30 protein-coding genes are annotated in these 22,647 nt (G+C 39.6%); 14 read left to right on the plus strand and 16 right to left on the minus strand.

From position 1 onward, the window contains the following. Positions 1-16 precede the first annotated feature (16 nt). On the minus strand, positions 17-622 hold the full coding sequence (locus L1271_RS10540) for a 3'-5' exonuclease (RefSeq protein ID WP_235367809.1): 606 nt from the start codon (positions 620-622) through the stop codon (positions 17-19). Positions 623-719: 97 nt separating this feature from the next. Here L1271_RS10540 and L1271_RS10545 point away from each other — a divergent pair, with 97 nt between their 5' ends. After that, the gene (locus tag L1271_RS10545; RefSeq protein ID WP_235367810.1) at positions 720-983 is read left to right on the plus strand and encodes a hypothetical protein; all 264 of its coding nucleotides are present in this window, start codon (positions 720-722) and stop codon (positions 981-983) included. Here L1271_RS10545 and L1271_RS10550 read toward each other — a convergent pair. Next, a complete protein-coding gene (locus tag L1271_RS10550; RefSeq protein ID WP_235367811.1) occupies positions 973-1,206 on the minus strand; it encodes a transcriptional regulator in 234 nt (77 codons plus the stop codon). The two genes, L1271_RS10545 and L1271_RS10550, sit on opposite strands and share 11 nt — an antisense overlap. Positions 1,207-1,344: 138 nt before the next feature. On the opposite strand from L1271_RS10550, the gene L1271_RS10555 reads away from it, so the two are divergent. Beyond that, a complete protein-coding gene (locus L1271_RS10555; protein WP_235367812.1) occupies positions 1,345-1,818 on the plus strand; it encodes a helix-turn-helix transcriptional regulator in 474 nt (157 codons plus the stop codon). A gap of 175 nt (positions 1,819-1,993) precedes the next feature. On the opposite strand, the gene L1271_RS10560 is transcribed toward L1271_RS10555, so the two are convergent. Genes L1271_RS10560 through L1271_RS10575 form a run of 4 tightly spaced genes read right to left on the minus strand, consistent with a single transcriptional unit; the run spans position 1,994 to position 3,109 of the window. Then, positions 1,994-2,137 carry a hypothetical protein gene (locus tag L1271_RS10560; protein ID WP_235367813.1) on the minus strand — a complete coding sequence of 48 codons (144 nt, stop codon included), beginning with the start codon at positions 2,135-2,137 and terminating at the stop codon, positions 1,994-1,996. A 35-nt stretch (positions 2,138-2,172) separates the two neighbouring features. Then, positions 2,173-2,463 carry a hypothetical protein gene (locus tag L1271_RS10565; protein WP_235367814.1) on the minus strand — a complete coding sequence of 97 codons (291 nt, stop codon included), beginning with the start codon at positions 2,461-2,463 and terminating at the stop codon, positions 2,173-2,175. A 2-nt stretch (positions 2,464-2,465) separates the two neighbouring features. Beyond that, positions 2,466-2,960 carry a hypothetical protein gene (locus L1271_RS10570; RefSeq protein WP_235367815.1) on the minus strand — a complete coding sequence of 165 codons (495 nt, stop codon included), beginning with the start codon at positions 2,958-2,960 and terminating at the stop codon, positions 2,466-2,468. A gap of 5 nt (positions 2,961-2,965) precedes the next feature. Then, positions 2,966-3,109: a hypothetical protein gene (locus L1271_RS10575; protein ID WP_235367816.1), complete on the minus strand. Its 144-nt coding sequence runs from the start codon at positions 3,107-3,109 to the stop codon at positions 2,966-2,968. Positions 3,110-3,288: 179 nt separating this feature from the next. Between L1271_RS10575 and L1271_RS10580 the strand changes: the two genes are divergently transcribed. From L1271_RS10580 to L1271_RS10600, 5 genes are all read left to right on the plus strand, one after another. Continuing rightward, the gene (locus tag L1271_RS10580; protein ID WP_235367817.1) at positions 3,289-3,636 is read left to right on the plus strand and encodes a hypothetical protein; all 348 of its coding nucleotides are present in this window, start codon (positions 3,289-3,291) and stop codon (positions 3,634-3,636) included. Positions 3,637-3,725: 89 nt separating this feature from the next. Continuing rightward, entirely contained in the window at positions 3,726-3,869 is a 144-nt protein-coding gene (locus tag L1271_RS10585) for a hypothetical protein (protein WP_235367818.1), read from the plus strand. A gap of 12 nt (positions 3,870-3,881) precedes the next feature. Further along, the gene (locus L1271_RS10590; protein WP_235367819.1) at positions 3,882-4,463 is read left to right on the plus strand and encodes a hypothetical protein; all 582 of its coding nucleotides are present in this window, start codon (positions 3,882-3,884) and stop codon (positions 4,461-4,463) included. Between the two features lie 50 nt (positions 4,464-4,513). Continuing rightward, positions 4,514-4,729 (plus strand): hypothetical protein, encoded by a 216-nt coding sequence (locus L1271_RS10595; protein ID WP_138581919.1) that lies wholly within the window; start codon positions 4,514-4,516, stop codon positions 4,727-4,729. A 2-nt stretch (positions 4,730-4,731) separates the two neighbouring features. Then, positions 4,732-5,910: a tyrosine-type recombinase/integrase gene (locus L1271_RS10600; protein ID WP_235367820.1), complete on the plus strand. Its 1,179-nt coding sequence runs from the start codon at positions 4,732-4,734 to the stop codon at positions 5,908-5,910. Positions 5,911-5,915: 5 nt separating this feature from the next. Here L1271_RS10600 and L1271_RS10605 read toward each other — a convergent pair whose 3' ends face one another. Both L1271_RS10605 and L1271_RS10610 read right to left on the minus strand, forming a co-directional pair. Next, the gene (locus L1271_RS10605; protein ID WP_235367821.1) at positions 5,916-6,443 is read right to left on the minus strand and encodes a hypothetical protein; all 528 of its coding nucleotides are present in this window, start codon (positions 6,441-6,443) and stop codon (positions 5,916-5,918) included. Beyond that, a complete protein-coding gene (locus tag L1271_RS10610; RefSeq protein WP_235367822.1) occupies positions 6,433-6,645 on the minus strand; it encodes a hypothetical protein in 213 nt (70 codons plus the stop codon). The genes L1271_RS10605 and L1271_RS10610 overlap by 11 nt, the downstream gene beginning before the upstream one ends. A 346-nt stretch (positions 6,646-6,991) precedes the next feature. Here L1271_RS10610 and L1271_RS10615 point away from each other — a divergent pair, with 346 nt between their 5' ends. Further along, positions 6,992-7,144 (plus strand): hypothetical protein, encoded by a 153-nt coding sequence (locus L1271_RS10615; RefSeq protein WP_235367823.1) that lies wholly within the window; start codon positions 6,992-6,994, stop codon positions 7,142-7,144. On the opposite strand, the gene L1271_RS10620 is transcribed toward L1271_RS10615, so the two are convergent. Both L1271_RS10620 and L1271_RS10625 read right to left on the minus strand, forming a co-directional pair. Further along, positions 7,133-7,747, minus strand: coding sequence for a Fic/DOC family protein (locus tag L1271_RS10620; protein ID WP_235367824.1), 615 nt, complete (start codon positions 7,745-7,747; stop codon positions 7,133-7,135). The genes L1271_RS10615 and L1271_RS10620 overlap by 12 nt on opposite strands. A gap of 335 nt (positions 7,748-8,082) precedes the next feature. Then, positions 8,083-8,715 carry a C39 family peptidase gene (locus L1271_RS10625; RefSeq protein ID WP_235367825.1) on the minus strand — a complete coding sequence of 211 codons (633 nt, stop codon included), beginning with the start codon at positions 8,713-8,715 and terminating at the stop codon, positions 8,083-8,085. A gap of 271 nt (positions 8,716-8,986) precedes the next feature. On the opposite strand from L1271_RS10625, the gene L1271_RS10630 reads away from it, so the two are divergent. Then, entirely contained in the window at positions 8,987-9,928 is a 942-nt protein-coding gene (locus L1271_RS10630; protein WP_235367826.1) for a hypothetical protein, read from the plus strand. 1,425 nt (positions 9,929-11,353) lie between these two features. Next, positions 11,354-12,121 carry a DNA/RNA non-specific endonuclease gene (locus L1271_RS10635; protein WP_010607546.1) on the plus strand — a complete coding sequence of 256 codons (768 nt, stop codon included), beginning with the start codon at positions 11,354-11,356 and terminating at the stop codon, positions 12,119-12,121. Between the two features lie 55 nt (positions 12,122-12,176). Here the strand turns inward: L1271_RS10635 and L1271_RS10640 are convergent, their stop codons facing one another. Next, positions 12,177-12,887, minus strand: a complete 711-nt coding sequence (locus tag L1271_RS10640) for a MauE/DoxX family redox-associated membrane protein (protein ID WP_235367926.1) — start codon at positions 12,885-12,887, stop codon at positions 12,177-12,179. A 358-nt stretch (positions 12,888-13,245) separates the two neighbouring features. Between L1271_RS10640 and L1271_RS10645 the strand changes: the two genes are divergently transcribed. Beyond that, entirely contained in the window at positions 13,246-14,790 is a 1,545-nt protein-coding gene (locus L1271_RS10645) for a methyl-accepting chemotaxis protein (RefSeq protein WP_235367827.1), read from the plus strand. A 130-nt stretch (positions 14,791-14,920) separates the two neighbouring features. On the opposite strand, the gene L1271_RS10650 is transcribed toward L1271_RS10645, so the two are convergent. Then, positions 14,921-15,313 (minus strand): hypothetical protein, encoded by a 393-nt coding sequence (locus L1271_RS10650; RefSeq protein WP_010607543.1) that lies wholly within the window; start codon positions 15,311-15,313, stop codon positions 14,921-14,923. 426 nt (positions 15,314-15,739) lie between these two features. Here L1271_RS10650 and L1271_RS10655 point away from each other — a divergent pair, with 426 nt between their 5' ends. After that, complete coding sequence (locus L1271_RS10655; protein WP_010607541.1) at positions 15,740-16,147, plus strand: hypothetical protein; 408 nt, start codon at positions 15,740-15,742, stop codon at positions 16,145-16,147. A gap of 91 nt (positions 16,148-16,238) precedes the next feature. Continuing rightward, complete coding sequence (locus tag L1271_RS10660; protein ID WP_174170724.1) at positions 16,239-17,156, plus strand: M14 family metallopeptidase; 918 nt, start codon at positions 16,239-16,241, stop codon at positions 17,154-17,156. Positions 17,157-17,286: 130 nt separating this feature from the next. On the opposite strand, the gene L1271_RS10665 is transcribed toward L1271_RS10660, so the two are convergent. Then, the gene (locus L1271_RS10665; protein WP_235367828.1) at positions 17,287-17,874 is read right to left on the minus strand and encodes a CBS domain-containing protein; all 588 of its coding nucleotides are present in this window, start codon (positions 17,872-17,874) and stop codon (positions 17,287-17,289) included. A gap of 591 nt (positions 17,875-18,465) precedes the next feature. Between L1271_RS10665 and L1271_RS10670 the strand changes: the two genes are divergently transcribed. After that, positions 18,466-19,422, plus strand: coding sequence for an FHA domain-containing protein (locus L1271_RS10670; protein WP_010374789.1), 957 nt, complete (start codon positions 18,466-18,468; stop codon positions 19,420-19,422). 48 nt (positions 19,423-19,470) lie between these two features. On the opposite strand, the gene L1271_RS10675 is transcribed toward L1271_RS10670, so the two are convergent. The 3 genes from L1271_RS10675 to L1271_RS10685 form a co-directional block, all read right to left on the minus strand. Beyond that, positions 19,471-19,983: an Mpo1 family 2-hydroxy fatty acid dioxygenase gene (locus tag L1271_RS10675; RefSeq protein WP_235367829.1), complete on the minus strand. Its 513-nt coding sequence runs from the start codon at positions 19,981-19,983 to the stop codon at positions 19,471-19,473. A 90-nt stretch (positions 19,984-20,073) separates the two neighbouring features. Next, the gene (locus tag L1271_RS10680) at positions 20,074-20,442 is read right to left on the minus strand and encodes a DUF1294 domain-containing protein (RefSeq protein ID WP_010607536.1); all 369 of its coding nucleotides are present in this window, start codon (positions 20,440-20,442) and stop codon (positions 20,074-20,076) included. A gap of 1 nt (position 20,443) precedes the next feature. After that, the gene (locus L1271_RS10685) at positions 20,444-22,597 is read right to left on the minus strand and encodes an exonuclease domain-containing protein (protein ID WP_235367830.1); all 2,154 of its coding nucleotides are present in this window, start codon (positions 22,595-22,597) and stop codon (positions 20,444-20,446) included. Positions 22,598-22,647 lie beyond the last annotated feature (50 nt).

The following is a 22,647-nucleotide window of genomic DNA, read 5'->3' on the forward strand; positions in this document are numbered from 1 at the left end:
TGTACCAATCAACTACTTAATCCATTGGTACAGTTACACATTGCCCCTTACTCACTTCCACCATCTGCATTGCATCTCTAATGCAATCGTGTAAAGAGTGATGAGGCACCAACCAACTAGGCTGCTCCCAATTTTCTAGGTAGCCCTTAGTGCCACCACTGAGCGCATCAATAAACGTTCTAACATCGCGCACCTGGTTATACTTCCATGGCGCTTTTAAACCCGCGCTTTTATATAAACTCGCAAGAATAGGCGGATCAAAATCAGTACCACGGCAAAACACTTGGGCGTCTCCAATAAATGCCGTAAGTAAAGCCAGCGCATCTGCAAGTGACATAGTGCTACCACTTAAAACACTTTGTTTTGCTTGATTGCTCTGGCCATTCCACCAAGCAATAGTCCCGGCTGATGTCGTCCGCCCACTAAGCAGCTGCTCAGTCACATTTGGCATAATATGCAGAATGTTTTCACCAACCTCATTGAGCACACCGTCATTAACAGGCAGGCTCAAACCAGTATCCAAAGATACCCGTACAGCAGACACAGTTAACACCACCGCACTTGGCGATGTATCTAGTGTTTCGGTATCTATCACTACAATTTCTTTATTGCTAACAGCCACTTGCAACCCCAATATTATTAACTTAACCGTTTACAAAAACCCAAATCTCTCTGCTATGCTTAATACGTAAAGGACATCAACAAAAAGGAATTGTTTAATGACTCAATACGCCCCCCCTAATCGTACTAACCCACAACCAAACCCCAATTCACTTAAAGCTCGTGCCGCCGCTGAGTTCAGCCTTTATATGTTCGGCAAAAAACTAGTAGAACAGGACGACTACGCTAGCTATCGCCTTGACGGATGGTTTGAAGCCATCCAGCACTACATCGTGCAAAAACATAAGCTTCCTCAAGCTCAAGTTGCTTCGATGAAAACAGAAGCACTGCTCGATATACTTGGAGCCGAAATCATCGAATAACAGCTGAGTTTTGCTGGTCACTAATTACGATAGGATAAATATCTGGCCGCAGTTTGTGTCTGCTTACACCGGAAACTCTCTCAATATTCAATACGTATTCGGCTGGAACTTTGCCAACCGTCAGCCAGTAAGATATTTTCTGTTGAGTTATTCCGTTACCAATAGCCTCAGCAAGCTTTTTCTGACTACCCATAACCTTAATTGCTTCACGAATTGCGATCATAAATTTACCTCCCCGATCAAATGTACTACTCAAAAAACAAAAACACAACTTTTTGAGTACCAAAAACCTGTTTTATTGTTTGATAAATCTATTAATTGCTTGTAATTTAATACCATTAAGCGTCACACTAGGATTTCAATGACTGAAAGTATTGGAAAAAGAATTGAACGCCTGAGAAAGTCGAAAGGCCTAACACAGAAGCAATTGGCCGATTTGATTGGAATGAGCCAACAAGCTTTTGCTGCATTGGAAAAGCGAGATACAGCACCGAAAAAATTGTACGAAATTTCAATGGCGCTTGGTGTCACCCCGAGTTACATTCACACGGGAAAAAATGATACTCAAAAAATGGAATTAAGAGCTCACGATGAAGAAGCTGTAAATGGCTACACCAGCGACGAAATCGAAGAGGTAGTTCCCATAGCATTAGAGCGAACAATCACAGCGTTATCCAAGCAATTCCAAGCACAAGGCCTAGGAAAGTTGGACATAGTCAAGCATCAAGATCTTATCGCAAACTTTTTGGGCGCTAGCATCGTTGTGGAGTTAAGTGGTGATTACGAGAAAATTGCCAATAAGTTTTTAGAGTTAAAAACTTTAAAATCAGTCTAAAAACTTTTCTAGATCAGCCGCTATTGAGCAGTGTTTTTAGATGCAAGATTATTAGTAAATTTAAAAAAGCAGTCGGTAATGAAAGTTAACCTTCTATTTCGAATAACCCTAGCATAGAGCATAAAATGGCTAGGGCTTTGAAAAATAAATACTATTCTAAAGCCCCGGTATCAGCTTAATTGGAGCCCTTCCCTTTAGGCTCTATGCCTCCACCATTAGTCTGAATATTTACAGTCGGAACATTAGGTAAGTTATTGGCTGTATTGCTACCACCTTTCACACTTTTTAAAACTAAATTGGTTAATGTATAGATCATCATATCCTCCTTCATTTACCCCTAAAAATAATGAGATTTCAACTAGCTTCTTTGAGTCGAGCCACTCTATTAAGCAACCGATCCCTTTTGGATGAGTGAATAATATTTAGCGCAACAGCGTCCTCACCACAGGCCAGCATTGAGTCAATATCCTTTGATTCTTTTAAGATAGTTAAGCAATCTCTTAATAAATTGCTTTCCGCAACTCCAAATGAATCATCTTCCGCATTAGCACAAGTTTTAACTGGTTGAAATGCTATGAGCTTGAAGAAAAAGAAGATAACTCCAACTAAGCAACTAGCTGAAAATAAGGCCAACATCCAAATCAATGCTACAAACTCCGTTTCAATAAAATTAATCTTATTGTAACAAAAAGAGAGCAGATTGCCATAATCACATTAACTAAAGGTATACCAAATGAATACATGTATTTCACAAATAAAATATCTAAATTCAAGGTTACAAGAGTTAAATGCCTTATCACTGTTAGAAATGTAATAGCAATAAAGCTGGCTGAAACAACCTTTGAAAAAGTACCTGCAACTACATTCATATATTTATGAATTAAGACCAAAAATGCAGCCCCTATAACGTAAAATGCAGAGAAAGATAAGTACCAAAGGTGTCTCATGAACTCCTTATCATAAACATCAAATTTACTTTTTAAGAAATAACCCCAACCATGCATAAGCCCATTCAAAATACATAGTATCGCTAGGGACCACAAAACACTGTCATCCTTTACTTTTGCTTTCACAAATAGCAATAAGGAAAGGAAGTTTATGAATACTACGAAGTCACCTATTTTAAAAAGCAAATCCGCCATAGTTGTTATTCTCCTTTACTCCTCACAGAGTCATTTTTCACGTAAGTTTGACTGGAAGCTACAGGTGGTTCAACACCATTTCCCCCTGTCCCACCTTTGACTTTTTTTAACTGACTAACAGAAATAGCTACAGCAGAGCTTACTTTCATGACCTCTCCTTACTCTCGGGAACTCAGTATCGCACAACTTTTTGAGTGCAACAACATTGACAAACCAATTTTTAAGTATCAATCTATAAAGATACTTACAAACAAGTATTTTTATAGATGCAAGAAATTCTATTCCAACAAACAAAGCTAATACTTTGAGTAACTAAGGATTGTACAGCATGGAAACAGAAACAGAAATTAAACGCGCCATTTTACAATTGATAACATTAGGCATAACACCTCACCCGCGGGTGCATGTGTGCATTAACACGTATCCAACGATGCAAATGGTAGGGGTAATGGTGTATCTAGACCCAGACTTTTCTGGTGTAAGCAAGACCAAAACACTGCTCAACAAAAACATCCATATCAATAAAGCAGAAGCACTAAAAGAGCTAAATGAGGTTAACGAACAAATACAAATGTTGTGCGATCAATACTCCGAACAAGATCAAATAGAAGCACAACCAACACCAACCTCAAGAACAGGATTTATATCTACGCTGCTGCACAGGTTAGCAGAGTAGAAAGCGGTAACTATTTCTCCATGTAGCACCAGAGACGTGCCCCCACAAGGGCACACCTCTTTTAACTGTTAAGGAGTAGATAATTGAACATGGACATTATTACCGCCACCGCACTGCAATTGGCGTGGTACAAAGGCAAAGACAAGCCTGACGCCAGTGACAAACGAGAGGCTACGAATTTAGTAGCCAAATGGAACAAGCAGCGAATAGCGCTTGGACTAAAACCTTGGTAGAGGAGAGCAACGATGACACCTAATATGATTAAAGAGATTATCAGCAAAGCTGCACTGCGCGCAGGCCAGTTAGAAGAACACGATTATTTACCAAAAACAGAAATACAAGCAGCTCAATTTGTGCCACACAGCTGGGTGGTGAGCGCGATGTATGAGCTAGCCAATATGTCACATAAAATGGAGTCGGCTATTCGCCAGTTTGCATTAGAAAATAACGTAGACACCAGTGTATTAATAAATGCCCTGCCAGCAAGCAACCCACTAAAGCCGGTTGAAGTACAACGGGACGAAAACGGATATTGGTCTCACCCTGACTGGCCAATGTGGGATGACGGGAATACCTTTATTGAAATCCATAACTATGCACTATCACGTGGCTTTCGTTTATGTTTAGACAAGTTTGAAAACAGTTGCACGGTAGAACAGGAAGAAAGCTACTACAAACAAGGCAACACCAACATCAATAGCTGGCATCCAACCTGTAATACGCCCGGCGCCTTTTTGCTCTCGATTCACGAAGCCGACGACGGCCCTATTGCTGTTTTTGCCGCCCCACTTGAGCGGAACTTAGTAAAGAAAAGTGAAGCAGCATGACCCAAAACTGAAAATGACTTTATAAAGCTTTAGGAAAAACTGGAGTTGTTATGACCCCCAAATTAATGAAAGTACGCGACTGGTTATCGCGCGAATTTGTAGAAGGTAGCGCACCGTCGCTAGAAACTATTAGACGCTTAATGGATAACGGCGAGATCCAAGGGCGTATCGTTGGAAAAAAGATGTATGTGTTTGAAGATCAGCGTTTTGGGGTGTCTCAAAACGTGTCAAACGCCGTTGATAAGTTGATCAGAATGAGCTGCTAGTGATGAGCCCTAAACGTAGACACTATAAAAATAGCGACTTACCCGCACACCTTTATCACGATGCCAATAAAGGCTTTAGATTTAAGCTGATAAATGGTGAGCGGGTATCGCTCGGCTATAACCGTGCTGAGGCTATCGCCATAGCGCAAGAGTACAATATGCGTATGCGTGGCGGGAACAAACAAGGTATAGAGGCGCTTATTACTCGCTCTGCACCAAAACAAGAAGCACTAGCAGCTTACTTAGATAAGATCCAAACAAGGATAATCGACGAGGAAAAGCCCGCACACGACACCATGAAAACACTCATGAATGATATAGAACGAGCTAAAAAGTTCTTCGCCGAGACGCACCCAAAAGACATAGAACTAACGCATGTAAATGAGTATTTGTATACCTTTCATGACGGGGCTAGCAACCAGGTTACAAACCGCAAAATTTCGTTTTTAGGTAAAATCTTTGCCTATGCGATGGACGAAGGGCTAATGACAAAGAACCCTGCCAAGCTCAAAAAAACCAAACCTAAAGAAGAAAAGCAGCGAGTTAGGTTAACACCCGACGACTTTAAACGTATTTATGCTGCTGCCCCACTAAATATAAAAGTAGCAATGGATTTGGCATTACAAACCACCCATGCTGCGCTAGAAATATCACGAATTGAATACAAGCTGAGCAAGCCAATGCCAAATCGCTGCGGGTGCGTTTGGTTTAAAGAACCACAAATGCAAAACGGCGGTAAAGTTTACGGCACGTTATACATTCACCGTCAAAAAGTTAAAAACAAAGAAGCTGCGCACGTTGCAATACCCATTGGCCAAGCGATAAAAGACATTATTGATATGAGCAAAAAAGATCTGTTCTTTTCGCCTTATGTGGTCCACAAACGTGCTACTAACTACAACATAGTCAGCCAAGAATGTACCCACGCTACGCAGTTTAACCCGTCTTACTTAAGCAAGCAGTTCAGCGACATTAGAGACAAAATAGGCTTATACAAACACTTACCCAAGTCCAAGCGCCCTACTTTTCATGAAATACGCGCTCTATCGGCTTTCTTATATTCACAATCAGGGATAGACCCACAAGCGAGAATGGCGCACACAGACGCTAAATCAACCAAGGTGTATACAGAGAACCATAGAGATTGGGTAGAAGTACCGTTGGCAGAGTTGGTGATATAGCGGTATTAACTCTTTGCCTGAATGTACTTTCTGTGTACATCAGTAATAAAGTCTTTAACGACCACAATACACTGCTCTAATTTTTCATCAGTCACCACAACTTCTTGTTCTTCTTTGTTGAAGCCATTTCTGTGCACGATATCATGTCGTAAATCTATCTGATTAATAAGTCTTGTACTCTTGTTAAATGAAAAACCGAGAACAGCCTTATAAAACATTTCTGCATCGTTTAAGTTGTGCCAAACAAACCCTTTCATTGCCTTGACTAAATGCTCCTCAATTGATGAATTTAAAGCGTAAGGAAGTGTAACTGTGGTTTTTCTAAATTTGTCGCTATTCGCTAATTTTTTAAGGGAGGCGCTACAGCCTTTGATCTCAAAAATGAATAAAGATGACAAAAATTGTTCCATCAAGCTAATAACATTCGATAAGTAAAGTTTATTGTGAAAGTCATCCTTATTTTGCTCTTGGATGTGAGCAATCCCGCCTTGAAAAACACCTAGGAGATCATTTGCCTTATCTTCAAAATTCATTTGGGCGATACTCTACGTGAATTTGATTTTCTAGCTCTTCATCTTCAGTTGTTACCGTTACTTGCCAATCTACACCAACATTTGAAGAGGTTACTTCTATATCAAAGCAATTTCCGTCGGCATCTTCGAAAGATTCATCGTTGCCAGTAACGCTATCTCTATAACGCTCGGCAAGTAAATTTAGGGATGGGACACTGACCACAGATAGCTCCTCCTGACCTTTGTAAATTATGAGATACCCGCCAGCAATCGGTGGCAAACAATCATTGCCTTCTTTTTTAAATTCCATACATATCAATTTTTTAAGAGTGTCTTAGCCTAGGAGTATAACAGGGATTTTTATGGCAGGGATCTCATTAGTGCTTCTAAAAAATTTCTCACTAACTGAGTATGTATATCTCTATTAAAGCAAGTAACCACAACTAACAACGCTAGACTCTACTAACTCAATAAATAGCTGGCACATTGCGAAAGCCTTACCATTAATATACTATTATGTTTAGTAGTAGCTACATTTGTAGCTACATTAGCGATGATTATGGTGCGATATGAACGTTAAGAAAGTTAAAGTTACTCAAAATATGATACTGCGCTCCGTTGCTAGCTCAACAGCTATAGAAACAGGTAAATCGGTATCTTCGATAGAGCGAAAGCTGAAAAATAATAAGAAGAAGTACGCTTCATTGGCGTTAGCGGACTAGTATATCTCGTACAAGCCTCTTCATGTGTTGGTACTCGCACCCAACACCCGCTTGGATTGATTTAAAGTAGAAGTCTCGATGCTCGTCCCACAACGAGTAGTCCAGTATTCCATACCCGGCTTCTCGGCTCATATAACTCATTAATAATCGGCTCAACCTGCCATTTCCTTCACGGCAAGGATGTATCAAAATAAATTCAACATGACTCTTAGCCAGATAACTGACTAGCTCTTCACGGCTAAAATTGGATAGATAAGGGAGCTTTGTCAAATACTGTTCTTCAAAGCTAACTATGCCTTGATCAATATAAGGGGGAGCACGGAACTCAAATCCATCCTTAGACAACCTTACGCTGCGAACTTTTCCTGCCCAATCATATACTCGACCAAGCCATTGCTTATGCCAGTGCAGTATAGAATCAAAACTAAAGTTTGAATCTGCTTCGTCATCGCTAAATACTTTTTTATATAGAAGACTTAACAAGTGTGCTTCGACATTATCCATCTCCTCAGGGTCTGTAATCCCTAGTCGATTTAGTAGCACTTGTTCATCTGAGCCCGGCTGATAGCGCGCCTCTACTGTATCTACATCATATTTAGACATTTGAAAGTTGCCAAACTATATTTCTCGTAACATATATACATTATTAACCGACATAACACTAGGGCTCATTTTGCGTATAAAAGCATCAGAAAAAGTCAAAATTCACCGCGTTACATGAAGTAAGCGCCCTATCCGCTTTCTTATACTCACAAGCAAGAATGGCCTACACCGACGCGAAATCAACCAAGGTTTATACAGAGAACCACAGAGACTGGGTGGAGATGCCGTTGGCAGAGTTGGTGATATAGAAGCTAGCTATTAAACGTAAAGAAACTACAATTCTTTAATATGATGGGCCTGTAGCTATCGCCAAGCCCAAGATGCTCTTATTGTAGTTAGTGCGGCGCAACCCTTAAATACGGGAGGTTACCTTGAATAGCACTAGAAAGATTATCAATTCTTATCTTACCATATTCACCATAGTATGGGTCATGGTAATAAAGGTTACCATAATCATAGCCATAAATGACAACGATGTGGCCAAAATTACCAACTGGGTTACTTGGATAACTTGCTTTAAGACCGACTATTAATGGATAACCATTGTCAATCCATTGCCTGGCGAGTGACAGATTATGACTAAGAGAATTGTTTCCATTAGCTTTAACAGCGACCCAGCCGCTTTTATTGTCAATCACCATTTGCTTTAATTCATCCGTTGAAACACCTGATGATCTATTTAAAGGAATAGAAACTCCGTTATAGCCGTCAGAATAGAGCTTTTCTATAACTTCCTTAGCAAGTTGAGGGTCTGAAACCTTTGTTGGGTAATGTCCACCTGATTTGTAATACCAGAAGTTTTCGATAAAAGCCAAAGAGGTAGGGCCACAAGAATAGTTATAACCGGTCTCATACTGTATTAAACCATTAGTTAAACCAACGGAATGAACATAACCATCTATAATACGACCTTCCGATTGTGAACTAAACAAAATAAATGCAACTATTGCAATAATGATTTTTTTCATAATATCCCTTTAAGTAAGTTAAATAATTGAGCTCAAGAAGGCCCGTCCAAAATTGTAACGAAAGCAAAATGAAAAAACAAAGTTAATTTTATGTTTTTTAAATTTAAGGCGTTCTAATGCATTACTCTTATAGTTATTACATAAGTGAAGTAATCCCTAAAAACTCACTGCCTAACTGACTTCCTATAGATGGTCTTGAGGTGTATGGTAGAGCTTTAGCGAGCCACTGATAAGAATAAGGTAGTCGCTTAGAATAATTAAGGAGAGAGTTATGTCGTTAGTTGTATCAAATAAAACCCCAGAGGCTGTTAAGCTATCTTACCTATCTTTTTTAGAAGATTTAACCAACCTAATAAAAAAGAAAAATCCAAAATTTGATCCATCTCCCACTAAATTGGGAGATATAAAAAGAAACCTGAACAATTTCGATAATTTAAGTTTTAAAGATCAATTATATACTTTAGATTTAGCTAATAAATTTTCAAACATTGAGCCATTACTGGATATTGCTGAAGTATGTGCAGATGAACTACAAAAATTGGGGAAAGGAGGTTTTCAACCAGATAATGATTCTGAGCAAGAGTATAACAGTATTTTCTATGAGCTTGCGATGGCTACTAGATATGTAAAAAGCCCAGAGACCTCATCTCTAAGTATTAATTTAGTTGGAATAACCGATCTGGTTATAGACTCGAGTATTGCTATCGAGTGTAAATACCCTCGCAGTAATAAACAGTTAATGAAAAACATTAAAATAGCGAAAAAACAAATTGATAAAAGAGTAAAAGATGGCATAGCTAAACACGGAATTATTGCTTTGGATTTATCTCACTTACTTAACTACGAACTATACGGAAAATTCTTCAATAACGTATTAAAAAAAATTCACAGCCATTATAGACAGCTTGAATATGTAACATCAGATTCTTACATTTACAATACAATAATCAAAAATAAAGAGTTCATAGACATAGTAACAGAGTTTGGGAGATTTTTGCTTGAAACAATTATCTCACCACACAAAAAAAATATATCTTTAAGCGAAAATGTTTTAGGGATTCATTATGAGTATAGTAACACCTTCATTATTAATAGTGATGAAATAATGATAGTTCGTGCGAGAGAGCTTTCATATTTTACAAACCCCAAGCTATGCGATGAAGAAAAAAGAAAATTTGAAGAACTATCTCATGCTTTAGTTGTTGGAATTTAAATTACGAAGGTAAATACAAAAGCAGAGCTACTAGTATTTGTGGGTGAGAATGGTGAAGATCTGTAGTGCAAGTTATACAAATGCACTTGTGTACAATTGAAACAGTGAGCACATAGGTAAATCTATATAGCATGGGCACTGAGCAACCTTAATAGTAATAAATCGAACTTACATGCTCAGAATTACTGAACCACAACAGACAACTGAAATTGGATTGTGGGATGGCCCAGCGACAAAAAAGTACCACTAATTTCCAATGAGCATCACCATAGTAACAGGCAATAATGTCGCTTAGCTTTGCTATTGTGAAAATCCTCGACCTTTATTTAATCGGGAGAACAAGACAAACTTAAAGTGAAATACTAAAGCAGTCTGTGATAAGTATAATGTGGCTTATTTTGTCTTGCCCGATAGTAGTGACTATAAAAGAACTTTGGAAGTAAAAGAAATTTCGGAGGTCTAGCTGAAGCAGGCCTTCGCCACCCTACAACATAAACTCTCATTAGAATTTATAGTAATACTCGCTCCAAAATCGTACTCATCATATTAAAACTCGGTGGTAATTGAAAACTTAACTTATTGTTTTAGCTGACATAAAAAATGCACCAGAATAGGTAAAACAACTGTTTTTATATACAGTCCATTTTAGAATAAATATAATTAAAACAGATTGTTAAAGCATAATTTATAGTAGCTATGGGGTGTCAGGGGTCGCAGGTTCAAATCCTGCTATGCCGACCAGCTTTTCTACACTCTATTCAATAAGTTAACTTCATTCATTTCCATTCGTAAAATACGCTGTATTAGTATCTTAGTAATATAACTTTTCCAATTTTCGTTCGCTATTCCTGTTCAGACTTATGAACTTTGTTTTCTTTGACGTACTAGAAGCTCACCTCAATGAGCATCGCTAGCGACTCCTTTCAATGTCAACGCCTTAAAACAATGTAAGAAAAATTTCCCGCCAGAGGCAAAGCCTTCAAAAACGAATAACTCTGATGGCTAATTCAGCTTGAATAGATTGATTTGCCGAAATAAGAACACCAAAACATATCGCTGATGTAGGCTGCTAAATGCTTTCTCCCGACACAACCTCTCACTTTAAACTTCAAACAGTGTAGTTTCTACTTCCAGTACTCTACGTGACCAGACCAAAAGGCGTGCATTACTCAGGCTTAGATTATTTGTGCCAGTTCCAATATGTCGGCTCTGCTCCTAACCTCTATTTTCCAGTTAATTAGTAAAATGAAAATGAGGGATTCTTAACATAATTTATAGCTATAACGCCTTATAAATCGGTTCTTTCACAGTAGTTTTCAACTAACAGTAGTAATCACAAAACACAATATATTTACATTAAGGTAATAATACTGACAAATAACCAACCTAGTATTGCGTGACTTTCAATTAAGCACGGAGATTAAAATGAAATTCGCAATACTCATGCTTGCAGTCAGTGCGACTGCAAATGCAAACACCAACATATGTAGCAACTACGGTTGCCCAACTGGCACACCATCAAGTAATGATATCGTTGAGCGACCTATATATGTGCTTAGCAATAATCGCGCAACAAAGTTTGCGGACTGGGTAGCATACAAAGTCACACCAAGCACAATTGACGGACCAAGCCGTTCTAGAACTTGGAAATCAGACCCTAAAATTGCAAGTAGATACACGCTAGAGCCAAGTGACTACAGCGATGCGTGGGCAACTATCCATACAGATAGAGGTCATCAAGTGCCTTTGGCGTCGTTTTCCAATACATCCAATTGGAGCGATACTAACTATCTCTCGAACATTACCCCACAATCATCAAACCTTAATCAGGGTCCATGGGTTAAATTAGAGAATGCAGTGAGAAGTTTAGTGCGAACGGGCGAAAATGCCTATGTGTTCACGGGTCCCTTGTATGAATATTACTTTGCTACCTTGCCTGGTGCTGATGAATCTCACACTATTCCGTCAGGCTATTTTAAGGTCGTCGTCACAATAGCTGGCTCAAATGTGAAGGCTTCTGCTTTTATCATGGAGCAAACTTCTGGAAGATACCTTGATTACTGCAAAACAGAAGTAACCATTGACGAAGTAGAACAAAGAGCAGGCCTGAATATCCTACCTAGCCTGCCAAGCTATAAAGCCACCGACATTGAGGGTCGAGTCGGCGGTCTTAGCGCACCACTAGGTTGCTAGTTGTGACGGCTACCAGTTGGTAGCCCTTTAGTGCCTAGCAGGTCTTATTCGAACTTTAGGTTAGCTTAAAATAGCTGAGCAACATAAGCCACCCTGCACCAAACATAACCACATTTTCGGTTAATGATATAAAACCTAAAGGCACATCAGTGTCACCACCAACACATGCACATTTGAGCACTCTTTTATCAATATATACGGCCTTAAACACTGAGATTGCGCCTATAAACCCTATGAATATTGCCACTGGTGCATAATAAATGGCTGGCAAAGTTGTTAGCATGCAAACGCCGGCATATAACTCTAAGTAGGGGTAAGCATACGCGTATTTTAGGTGACGCATCGCTAACAAATCGTAAGTGATAAAGGAGTTTGTAAAGCTATGAACATCGCGTATCTTTTGTACCGCGAGTAACAGCATGGAAAACCCAATAAAGGGCATTACCCATTCCACAAGACTATTGACAGGAAATTGTATCGTGAATGTGACCAGCAGCGCGACTAAAAATATCGAAAGTACTGGCCAGTATACGTTTTTCTTTTCCTTATGTGACGGCTTACCTAGATATCGACGCAGCGCCTCATAGCCACCAATACGTTCATCGTTAATAAATATTTGTGGTGTAGTGTCAACGTTATGAGTGGCTTTAAATTCATCCGTCTGTTCCCTTGACTTGAGCATTCTGTCGTCTACATAAAAACCCTCTCGTGAAAGCAAATCCTTAGCTCTGAGACCAAAAGGGCAAATGTGCGATGAGGTATGCATTCGGTAAAGTGTCGCATTTTTCACTGGTGGCTCCCCCTATTTTATTACAAACATAAGTAGAAATTACCGACCGCGTAAATCAGCTAAGAAAAATCTGCCGACATTAGCGCAATCTCAGCTTAATGATTGTAACTAAAGCGAATTCCATACCACCTTTAATTACACTCAATAACATGAAAGCTGGTTGAATTTATTGATGCATCACAATCAAATTAACCTCGAATGAGGTAACCAAAGATAAACCTGATCTTGGTCAGAAAACACGTTATTAAAGCGCAATTCGGGTAAAAAAACCTTCTGACTATAAAGTCTTAGATTTATATTTCGCCTTGTCTTTAGCTACCGAGATAAAAAACAAATGTCAAAAATAATGGGTAGGGAAATAAAGTTAGGCAAGCACAATGTATTGCTTTCAACAACGGATCTGGACAGTCGAATTACATACGCAAATCAATCTTTTTGTGACATATCAGGCTTTAGCATTGAAGAAATGCTTGGTCAGCCCCACAACTTAGTTCGTAATCAGGATATGCCAAAAGCGGCTTTTAGAAATATGTGGTCTACCATTCAAAATGGCCAATCTTGGATGGGACCTGTTAAAAACTCAACAAAAAATGGGGATTACTATTGGGTAAACGCTTTTGTTACTCCCATTAAAGACGAGCGAGGCAACATAGTTGAATACCAATCTGTAAGAACTTGTCCTTCTCCCGAGGTAATTAAACGCGCAGAAAATGCTTATCGCACTCTTGATAGCCAACAAAAAACGAGTCGCTATGACAGCACTCGCCTCTCATTTATGTTATTGCTTTTCATCGCGATAACTTTGCCTCTAGCATCGCTATTAAACAACCATTGGTTTACGCTGCTACCTTTGACTCTACTATTCATCACAATTGCGTTAACCGCACGTTTTCGCTCTAAATATAAAGCTTTGCTCACACAAGCCAAAACGATTTTTGATAATGATTTAATGTCTGTGATATACGGTCAATCTCGCGATCGGGTTGCTGATATTACACTAGCATTTGAAATGCAGAAGGCAAAAATTTCTGCGGTGGTGGGCAGAGTAAACGACGTGTCCGTTCGAGTAAGTGAAAATGCAAAACTTACTACACAAAGCGGCCAATTTGTTGCTGAACTACTAAAGCAGCAAACAAGCGAGGCAAAAGAAATGGTCGTTTGCATGGACGAATTTTCACAAACGATTGACGAGCTCTCAGAAAACGTAAACCACGCTGCTGATGCGGCTAATAACTCAGAACAACAGGCTGGGCGTGGTAAAGCCGCAGTAAAGGATGTCATCGACTCGATTCACTACCTTGATGAGCATTTAATGGAAGTGAACAATGCCGTGAACCGCTTAGTCTCCGGTAATGATCGAATTCAAAATATCCTTAGTGTTATCAACTCTATTGCCGATCAAACCAACTTGCTTGCGTTAAATGCCGCAATTGAAGCCGCCCGAGCGGGCGAACATGGGCGAGGATTCTCAGTTGTAGCAGATGAAGTTCGCACACTTGCACAACGCACACAAACTTCCACAGAAGAAATCACGCAATTACTTAAAGAGCTAAATGATATTTCCAGCTCCGCTGTTGAGTCAGTGCAAAAAAGTAATAGCTTATCAAATCAAAGTGTTGATCTTGCAAAAAATAACGGTTCAAGCCTTGATACCATTCAAAACCATGTGATGCATCTAGCCGACTTAAATCGCAGTGTTGCCGCCGCCATTGAACAACAAAGTTGTGTGGTAAAACAGATAAGCATAAACGTTGACAGCGTGACTACGCTCGCAGAGAAAGGCACGGAGCACGGCGAGAAATCTTTTATTTTAAGTCAAGAATTGCTGACTCAAATCGAGCAGCAAACGCGCCTAATACAGCAATTTTCTCAAACATGAAAAATCAAAGTGAAACAAGACTTAATGTATGCGTACATTAAAGCCTAATCAGTAACTACTCTTAAATATCAGTGGACCTAAGCATTTTACTAGACAAATTAGGTCCACTTAGTTCGCAAATAAAACAATGTTATAGTTCCGCCTCAAGAATGGCGAGTGCCTCCTTTTCTGCCTGTTTCACATTGCCATCAGCTTCAATAACACGCACGGCTAGATCTTTCGCAAGTTTACGCATCGGTTCATCAATAATGTTATTCATGCGGTGTTGCACATAAGCTTCAATATCATTATTTTTTATCGCAACAACAGACTTTGACAGGCTGTCTTCAATATAATCGTCTAATGCGATTGCAGAGTTCCAATGTAGGCTTTTTGCCCACTTTCGCACAACATGCTTTTCACTTTCGCTGATGACACCGTCAACACCAATAAACAATAGTGCGATATCAATTAGAGCTTCTTTTTGCATCTGATCGACGCAAACACCAGTATCAAAGTGGTTTAATAGCTGTTCAAATTTCATAATTCTTCCTTAACCCTTTTCTGCAAATTAAGATCACAGATATTTCAAGACGGAACAAAAAACGCTAATGTTTAAACATATGCTAACTTTTTCCATTTGTCATATTAAAAAAGTGCAAGTTCATTTACACCTCATTCCAAAGCTTGTTAAAGGTCAAAAGGACTATCGAGTCCAACTTATTACATTTTATTTTTCACAATATAAGAAGCATCCAAACTCCTTCAACATTACGGTCTGTATCGCTAAAATGGGTTACGTATGCTGGTCACAAGCACCAACACATACGAATAAAGAACCAGCCTCCCCAAAAAGCATCAATCTTAAAGTTTGAATTAGTAAGAAAAGTTCTAGACCTCCACAATTGATTCATTTTGTTGAAATAATTTGCACACTCTCAAAATCAATCAAAGAAAAATAGGAACAACAATGAAAGAGTTAAAATTAGGAATGAACTTATCATTTTTCATTTCCCTTTCTATTATCGCGCTTAGCTTGCTTATCTTAGATACTTTAATAGTGTCTGAAAGAATTAGCATGATTTCGTTTGTCCAATTAACGCTATCTGCGGCAATCATGTTTTATATTGCTACAGGGCTATGGGCAATATTCAGTGGTCAAAGCCGAGTTATCATCTGCAATCAAGGTGTGGTTTATCACAGCTTGTTAGGTCAAAAGCACTATATTCCAGCAGAAGAAGTGGAAAAAATTTCCGTAGAAGGATTACTATGGTTTAGTTACACCAAACTTTATCTTACAACTGGAGAACTAAGGATCTGGTCTTTCAAACCCAATCTTGCGCAACAACATAGCCTTAAACTACTCGGGTACATTTAATCCTATCCTTATTCGCGTGTAGTAAGTCTCATAAAGTTGCTTTCAAAACGAGGCATTGAGTAAGATAACCTAAACTTATAACGAGGTTATTATGCAAAGACAATATGCTATAGGTACGCTCGGCGTACCTTGGACTTCCAAAGAAAAAACATTGTGGTTAGAAAACCAATCGATAAAACGCTCATATTCTGAAGAAGTCGTAACTCAAATAGAAGCGCTCAAGCACACTTTTGACGTCACCGAGTATGGTCAGCTTGACTACCCCAACCAAACTTATTCTCTATATGCATTAACAACAAAAAACTGGCAGCAAAACAAACCGACCATACTGGTTACCGGTGGCGTGCATGGCTATGAAACAAGCGGTGTACATGGCGCTCTTGCTTTTGCCAAATCAGAAGCACAACAATATGAACAGGCTTATAATTTCATTATCTTGCCTTGCTTGAGTCCTTGGGGCTATGAAACGATAAACCGCTGGAACCCAGAAGCCATTGACCCTAATCGCTCTTTTTATGCGGATAGTCCAGCGCTTGAGTCTCGATCAGCAATAGACTTTGTCAATAAGAAAGCAGCGGATATTCTGTGTCATGTTGATTTACACGAAACCACAGATTCCGACAACTCAGAATTCCGCCCAGCATTGGCAGCAAGAGATGGTAAAGAGAATCACAATTGGAACATTCCTGACGGTTTCTATTTAGTCGGACATACACAAAAACCGGAAGCTAAATTTCAAAAACGTATTATCGAAGAAGTGGCTGCGGTAACACAGATTGCTGATGCAGATGACCATGGGCAGTTAATCGGTGTTGATTTAGAACAGCACGGTGTGATTAATTATGACGGTACTGCGCTAGGTTTATGTATGGGTATGACAAATGCCGCTTTTGTAACAACAACAGAAGTTTACCCTGATGGTCAAAACGCAACACCAGAAAACTGTATCGCGGGTCAAGTGGCAGCAATTAGAGGGGCCATTAAATACCTACAAAACGAAAGCCTATAAGGTTTCAGAAGGTGTGGTTTGTTAAAAACCACACCTAGGAGCTAGGAGAATGAACAGGATCTACCAAGTTGTCATATTGTTAAGCGCTAAACTTTTCCGGTGAAAACAACACGACCTGTTATAATAAAACCTAACTCGCTAAGTCTTCCTTACCGCTAACAACCCCAAAGATTTCTTTGAATGAGGTCGGTTTTTGCAAAATACTCACTGGAATATGCAATGCTCTTGCGATGTCACTAGCTGAGATCATACCTCTGAGCCCTTCCGAACCAACCAATAAAACGTGCTGCAATCCTAAACTTTGTAAGGTTTCAAGCACATCTCCTATTGTACTTTTAGCAACCATTTCATAGGGAACAGCGTAGAGCTCTTCTTTACTCACCATCACATCTTCAACGCACACATCTTCTCTCGACACCTGCTTTCGCTGTGCAACACTTAAGACCTTTCTACCCGTAAGGTCGCGACAGTTTACCACTCCCAAGAAATTATCATCTTCGTCGACAACGAGCTTTGAGCGCACATGGCCATTTTTCATCATGTATAAAGCATGATCAATATCGACATCTTTTGCTATCACCTGAGGCTGCCTGCGAGTAAAGTCAGTCACCACCTTAATCGCACTACTGTCCATATTTAAAGGTTCTGAATCGAAGTGATCACAAAGCTGAAATCCCCCTTCCAACTTAACGGTTTTTAACGCTTTGTATTGGCCCATTTTATACTCCTGCTTCTATAAAGCTCTTCGAAAGTCTGGTTTTTATGTTGCTGTGAACAATCCACAGCTAAAAATAAAAAGAGCAACCAGTGCAAAGGCAGTAAGAAATTATTTTAGGTAACTGGAAAAGTAAGAGAGATTACGAAAACTCGAGCACATGAGAGCTAACCTCACCCCTCTCTAATTAAAATATGGTTTATTCAGTGAATATATTCAAGTCAATGAAGTCTAAAACTCCTGTAATCTCAGTGTAATGCCGTGTAATAGCTAAATCTAAGCAAACGAATTAGACTGAAGATGTTTGCTAGGATTTATCACCCTAATATCAAACAATTGGTTTAGGCATTGGAATTCCGCGTCAAACTAGAAAAACTGTAATTCCAAATTAGACCAAGCCGGTACGATAAGTACTGGTGAATTCTTCCCTCAACGAGACCCACCTCGTGGGTCTTTATCATTGAGTAGAAGGAAATAAAATTGTATGCTTCACGGCACTTATACATTGATATAGATGAAATTTACGCCTTGCTGAATTGTGATATCTATTTTGTATAAGCATGTAATTTTCATCAAAGTTATACGGAACTAACTATGGCTTATTTAATCGACGAACAGAAACTCGAACGAGTCTATCTTAAAAGCTATCATACGGTAGGCCGCTATAAATATAGTGTAGATACCTTGATAGACAAGCCGGGAGTATCGCGACATCACGCCATTATCGAACTCAATGAAAACAAATGGTTTATCAGAGATGTGAGTACAAACGGCATCTGGATAAACGATAAAAAGCTCGACAAGAACCTGCCGTATCAGCTATTCGAAAATGATAAGATTGATTTTGCAGCACCTGGTCAAAACTCGTTTGTGGCGGCGAACTTGCAAACCGAGTGTCAATATCTAGTTTCTCAGTCAAACAACCAAAAAGTAGTAGAAGTAACGAATCAACTTCTACTTCCTAGTGAAGATGATCCTAAACACATCATTTACTATGATAAATTGCTCAACTATTGGTTTTTAGAAGATCTCAATACCTCAGATCGACAAGCCTTAATAGATGGCAGTATTGTATCGCTGATGAACGACCAATGGATGTTTTTTTCTGCCACGACAATCGCTGTAACTAAGCACCTTGAATGCCAAAAAGCTGCCAAGCCAATGGCGCTAGAGTTCAATGTAAGTCAAGACGAAGAAGATACCCAATTAACACTAAGTGTTGACGATAAACACCTAGATTTAGGCGTCAGAAGTCATCACTACTTACTGTTGCTGCTTGCCAGAACTCGGATCCAAGATAAAGATGCTGGCCTTGAATCGGATGTTCAAGGTTGGGTTTACCGCGATGACTTAGCAAAAGCACTCGGTGTACAAACAAACCATATGAACATTATGGTTCACCGCGCACGTAAGCAATTTGTCGATTCAGGTGGCGAAGATTACCCAGAAGCAACCTTTTTATTAGAAACTCGCTGTGGTCGAGTAAGATTGAATTGCCAAGATATCACGATAATAAAAGGCTCTAAATTAGAAACTCGCATGACAACTTAAGCGATATTGTTAGTTGGGCAGAAATAGCATTTCGGCCCAACTATTTGCCTATGCTTTATACTCTCCAGCATTATTCACTATTTTGTTTTCGAGCTCTTTACATAGCCCCAGTACGAATAAAAGCTCCACAAGTACAAACAGTGGTCCAATTGCTAAACCAATCAAATCATCGACAAACGCAGGCTTTTTTCCCTCAAAATAATGCCCTATAAACTGTAACACCCAACCTACAAAGAAAACACCAGCCCAAAACAATACCGTCATTATTCCTGCATTAACGATGAGCGGATTCAACGTTTGAACAAAGAAATAAAAAGCCAGTATGATGGCGCTCATCATGAGCCCAAAAATGGGGGATAGCATCAGGTAATAGCCACATAAAACGACCCCTATCAATGCGGCAAGGGTAATGGCTACTCCTGATACACTGAATAGCGGAATAAAAGTCATACCCACAACAGCAATGACAATTAACGGGATCCCAAAAAAGTGAGTCAGAATGTTTCTTTTGCTGCGATGATACATGGCATACTGACTTAATAACGTCTCTAGTTTGTTCATTATTGTTCTCTCATTGATACCAATTATCCTACTGATAATTAGTCAATAAAGAAAATTTATCAATAAAAAATTCTATTAGCTTATTAGGGCCTATATAAATAACCAAATAAACAGCATACCGAATACAATAGTCTGCATTATGAGCACCATCAACAACTTAAAATTAAAACTAGGTTTGATGGTTTTATGCCTGAGCATATACATTGCCACTGGTGTGATAATATTGAGCCCAAGTAACCCACACAGTAGTAAATTACGCTCAGGAATGCGTGATTGAGCAAGCGTTGAAGCGCGCTTATCCCACCAAAAAAGTGCAAATATAAATAAATTAATAACCAACAACACCGCTGCAGAAATAACCGCTTGCCAAGGTAGCTTAGATACGCAAAGCGCCCCTAACCACACGCCTGCGCCCCAAAATAGGCCCATCTGCTGATGCATTAAACGAACCGCTGACATGCTACTTTTCCTGTCTTATGGTGTTGATTTCAATGAAAATTTCAGCTGTAGCATAAGCATCATCCATCGCCCGGTGATGATTAACCAAAGGTACATTCATCGCTTGGCAAAATGCCCCTAGCGCATATGAGCGCAGGCCCGGCACAAACTTTCGGCCTAACTGCACAGTACATAACTTCGCACGAGTAAACTCTCGGCCGACTCGAGCAAACTCCTGCCGAATAAAGCCATAATCAAAGTTCACATTATGCGCGACAAAAATAGCACCTTGGCTAAACCGCTCAACTTGCTCCAAAATTTCAAAAAAACTTGGAGCATCACTCACCATTGCCTGAGTGATCCCTGTCAGTTCAGTGATTTTTTGTGGGATACGACGCATCGGATTAACAAGTGATTGCCATTTAGCAACGACCTCGCCGTTAACGACTTTTACCATGGCTACCTCGGTAATGCGATCAAACTCTTTGTTGCCACCGGTGGTTTCAATATCGACAACGACATAAGGTTGCTCTTTGCAAATATGCCATTCAACGGTTTGCAGTCGCGTGGGAATATTGTATTGCAAGAGTTTAGAAATGTTAACTAGCTGACTTCGGCTAAGACTATCTCCAGGTGCCTTGATTTCTTCAAACCTTAAGCCCGCTTTTTCGTCGACTATCATCAGGTCGGGAAAGCCAGATTTCATCAGATGAAAATCACTACACATTAGCCTTAAAACAGATTTGACATCCTCAATTGACAAGTAAGACAATAATATTTTTATTGAGTCGAGCATCTTATCATGCCAATTAAACAACCGATTGGGCTCTCCGTAATGTTCGCTCATCTGGCGTAGAAGCCAGTTCATCCAAGCAGAAGTATCTGTAAAACTCGCTAAGCGACATTCAATCTCCTCCTCAAATTCGCTGTAAAAGCGATTTTCTTTTAACGCCAGCGGAGTTCTAGAAAACCCATTAGCAACGATACTTTTTGGGTGATAAAACAGTTCTTGCCAAAAGGTCAATCCAAATAAGGCCAGCCAAATTTCATTTTCAACATGATAGGCCTCGATGCCATGCCGTTTATAATAAGCAATGACGCCAGCTTCTGTTTGTCCCTTAAAAGCCTCATCAATTTGGATCGCTGGTTGACTTTTTCTTAGCATATCCGTAAGTACAGAAGTGCGTTTTTGGTTAAATTTACGCTGATAAAAGTCTTCCGCGAAGATCATCAATGTTTCATCGCTTTCCCCCTGCAAAATGCGCTCTAATTGCTCTCGCACCAGCTCAACTTCACCTTGCTTATAATTATGTCGTATCAACATCTCACAAGCTTGAGGGTGCTCAGTCATACCTAGTAAGGTTTTAAAATGGGAAAATTCAGGACCTAACTTTCTGGCAAGCGTTAACAGGTACTTTGCATGTGCAGCCACTGCATATTGCCCATCAACCTTAGGCAATTGTTGCGCTGCGGCCTGTCTAGCACGCCACACTAATTCATCTTCAGGGGCATTTTTGAGCTCACTGAGTGCATTTGCATAATAAAACGCGCTCACGGCTTCTGCTTTTTGCTCAAAATGTGCATGGTAAGCGGCGTCAGCGCTCCTGGTATTCATTACACCAAGATCTCGCATCGAAAATTGCGCTAAGCTAAAGCCTATCTTGCCAAAGTACAAAAATAGAAAGTAGTCGATATCGGCTTGAAATGAGAGCGTGAGATACTGGGATAGGTATTCTTGTGTATTTAGATGTTCAACGCAGACAGATTGATTGATATACGCTACCCAGAGCGATTTTTTTGCCGATTTATTTGGCAGTGTAGTTAAATTCTCTCGCTCGGCAAGTTCAATTAAACATGGTTTAGTTAAGCAATGCAGCAGCGCTTGAAAGTCGTCTTGTTGTACCTGACGAAGTAATCCCTTTGCTTTTAATGAAAACGCGACTTCACAAATATTACTGATCTCTTCGTAGCGCAGTGAATTGATATCCAGAAAAGGAGTTTTGCGGGAAATAAACCGCACTAACAAACACAATTCATCTTCAGGCAAGCGGTGTAGCTCAGCCAGCAGCTCACGCTGAGCAATACTTAATAGCGGTTGACATACTTTAAGTAAATAATCGCTAAGCTCACTAAAGTGGCTTAAGTAATATTTGGCGGGTAATTCTTTTCTCAACACAAATTCAGACAACTGTTTTTATATACAGTAAAGATTATCATAGATAGGAA

Origin of the sequence: Pseudoalteromonas sp. OF5H-5, assembly GCF_021530695.1 — a bacterium.
In the GTDB taxonomy this organism is placed as follows: Bacteria; Pseudomonadota; Gammaproteobacteria; order Enterobacterales; family Alteromonadaceae; genus Pseudoalteromonas.

Bases quoted from the DNA above. Each gene is read 5' to 3' on its own strand.
- L1271_RS10545 (WP_235367810.1), top strand. From the start codon at position 720: ATGACTCAATACGCCCCCCCTAATCGTACTAACCCACAACCAAACCCC.
- L1271_RS10550 (WP_235367811.1), bottom strand. From the start codon at position 1,206: ATGATCGCAATTCGTGAAGCAATTAAGGTTATGGGTAGTCAGAAAAAG.
- L1271_RS10555 (WP_235367812.1), top strand. From the start codon at position 1,345: ATGACTGAAAGTATTGGAAAAAGAATTGAACGCCTGAGAAAGTCGAAA.
- L1271_RS10560 (WP_235367813.1), bottom strand. From the start codon at position 2,137: ATGATGATCTATACATTAACCAATTTAGTTTTAAAAAGTGTGAAAGGT.
- L1271_RS10570 (WP_235367815.1), bottom strand. From the start codon at position 2,960: ATGGCGGATTTGCTTTTTAAAATAGGTGACTTCGTAGTATTCATAAAC.
- L1271_RS10575 (WP_235367816.1), bottom strand. From the start codon at position 3,109: ATGAAAGTAAGCTCTGCTGTAGCTATTTCTGTTAGTCAGTTAAAAAAA.
- L1271_RS10580 (WP_235367817.1), top strand. From the start codon at position 3,289: ATGGAAACAGAAACAGAAATTAAACGCGCCATTTTACAATTGATAACA.
- L1271_RS10585 (WP_235367818.1), top strand. From the start codon at position 3,726: ATGGACATTATTACCGCCACCGCACTGCAATTGGCGTGGTACAAAGGC.
- L1271_RS10590 (WP_235367819.1), top strand. From the start codon at position 3,882: ATGACACCTAATATGATTAAAGAGATTATCAGCAAAGCTGCACTGCGC.
- L1271_RS10595 (WP_138581919.1), top strand. From the start codon at position 4,514: ATGACCCCCAAATTAATGAAAGTACGCGACTGGTTATCGCGCGAATTT.
- L1271_RS10600 (WP_235367820.1), top strand. From the start codon at position 4,732: ATGAGCCCTAAACGTAGACACTATAAAAATAGCGACTTACCCGCACAC.
- L1271_RS10605 (WP_235367821.1), bottom strand. From the start codon at position 6,443: ATGAATTTTGAAGATAAGGCAAATGATCTCCTAGGTGTTTTTCAAGGC.
- L1271_RS10615 (WP_235367823.1), top strand. From the start codon at position 6,992: ATGAACGTTAAGAAAGTTAAAGTTACTCAAAATATGATACTGCGCTCC.
- L1271_RS10620 (WP_235367824.1), bottom strand. From the start codon at position 7,747: ATGTCTAAATATGATGTAGATACAGTAGAGGCGCGCTATCAGCCGGGC.
- L1271_RS10625 (WP_235367825.1), bottom strand. From the start codon at position 8,715: ATGAAAAAAATCATTATTGCAATAGTTGCATTTATTTTGTTTAGTTCA.
- L1271_RS10630 (WP_235367826.1), top strand. From the start codon at position 8,987: ATGTCGTTAGTTGTATCAAATAAAACCCCAGAGGCTGTTAAGCTATCT.
- L1271_RS10635 (WP_010607546.1), top strand. From the start codon at position 11,354: ATGAAATTCGCAATACTCATGCTTGCAGTCAGTGCGACTGCAAATGCA.
- L1271_RS10640 (WP_235367926.1), bottom strand. From the start codon at position 12,887: ATGCATACCTCATCGCACATTTGCCCTTTTGGTCTCAGAGCTAAGGAT.
- L1271_RS10645 (WP_235367827.1), top strand. From the start codon at position 13,246: ATGTCAAAAATAATGGGTAGGGAAATAAAGTTAGGCAAGCACAATGTA.
- L1271_RS10650 (WP_010607543.1), bottom strand. From the start codon at position 15,313: ATGAAATTTGAACAGCTATTAAACCACTTTGATACTGGTGTTTGCGTC.
- L1271_RS10655 (WP_010607541.1), top strand. From the start codon at position 15,740: ATGAAAGAGTTAAAATTAGGAATGAACTTATCATTTTTCATTTCCCTT.
- L1271_RS10660 (WP_174170724.1), top strand. From the start codon at position 16,239: ATGCAAAGACAATATGCTATAGGTACGCTCGGCGTACCTTGGACTTCC.
- L1271_RS10665 (WP_235367828.1), bottom strand. From the start codon at position 17,874: ATGGGCCAATACAAAGCGTTAAAAACCGTTAAGTTGGAAGGGGGATTT.
- L1271_RS10670 (WP_010374789.1), top strand. From the start codon at position 18,466: ATGGCTTATTTAATCGACGAACAGAAACTCGAACGAGTCTATCTTAAA.
- L1271_RS10675 (WP_235367829.1), bottom strand. From the start codon at position 19,983: ATGAACAAACTAGAGACGTTATTAAGTCAGTATGCCATGTATCATCGC.
- L1271_RS10680 (WP_010607536.1), bottom strand. From the start codon at position 20,442: ATGTCAGCGGTTCGTTTAATGCATCAGCAGATGGGCCTATTTTGGGGC.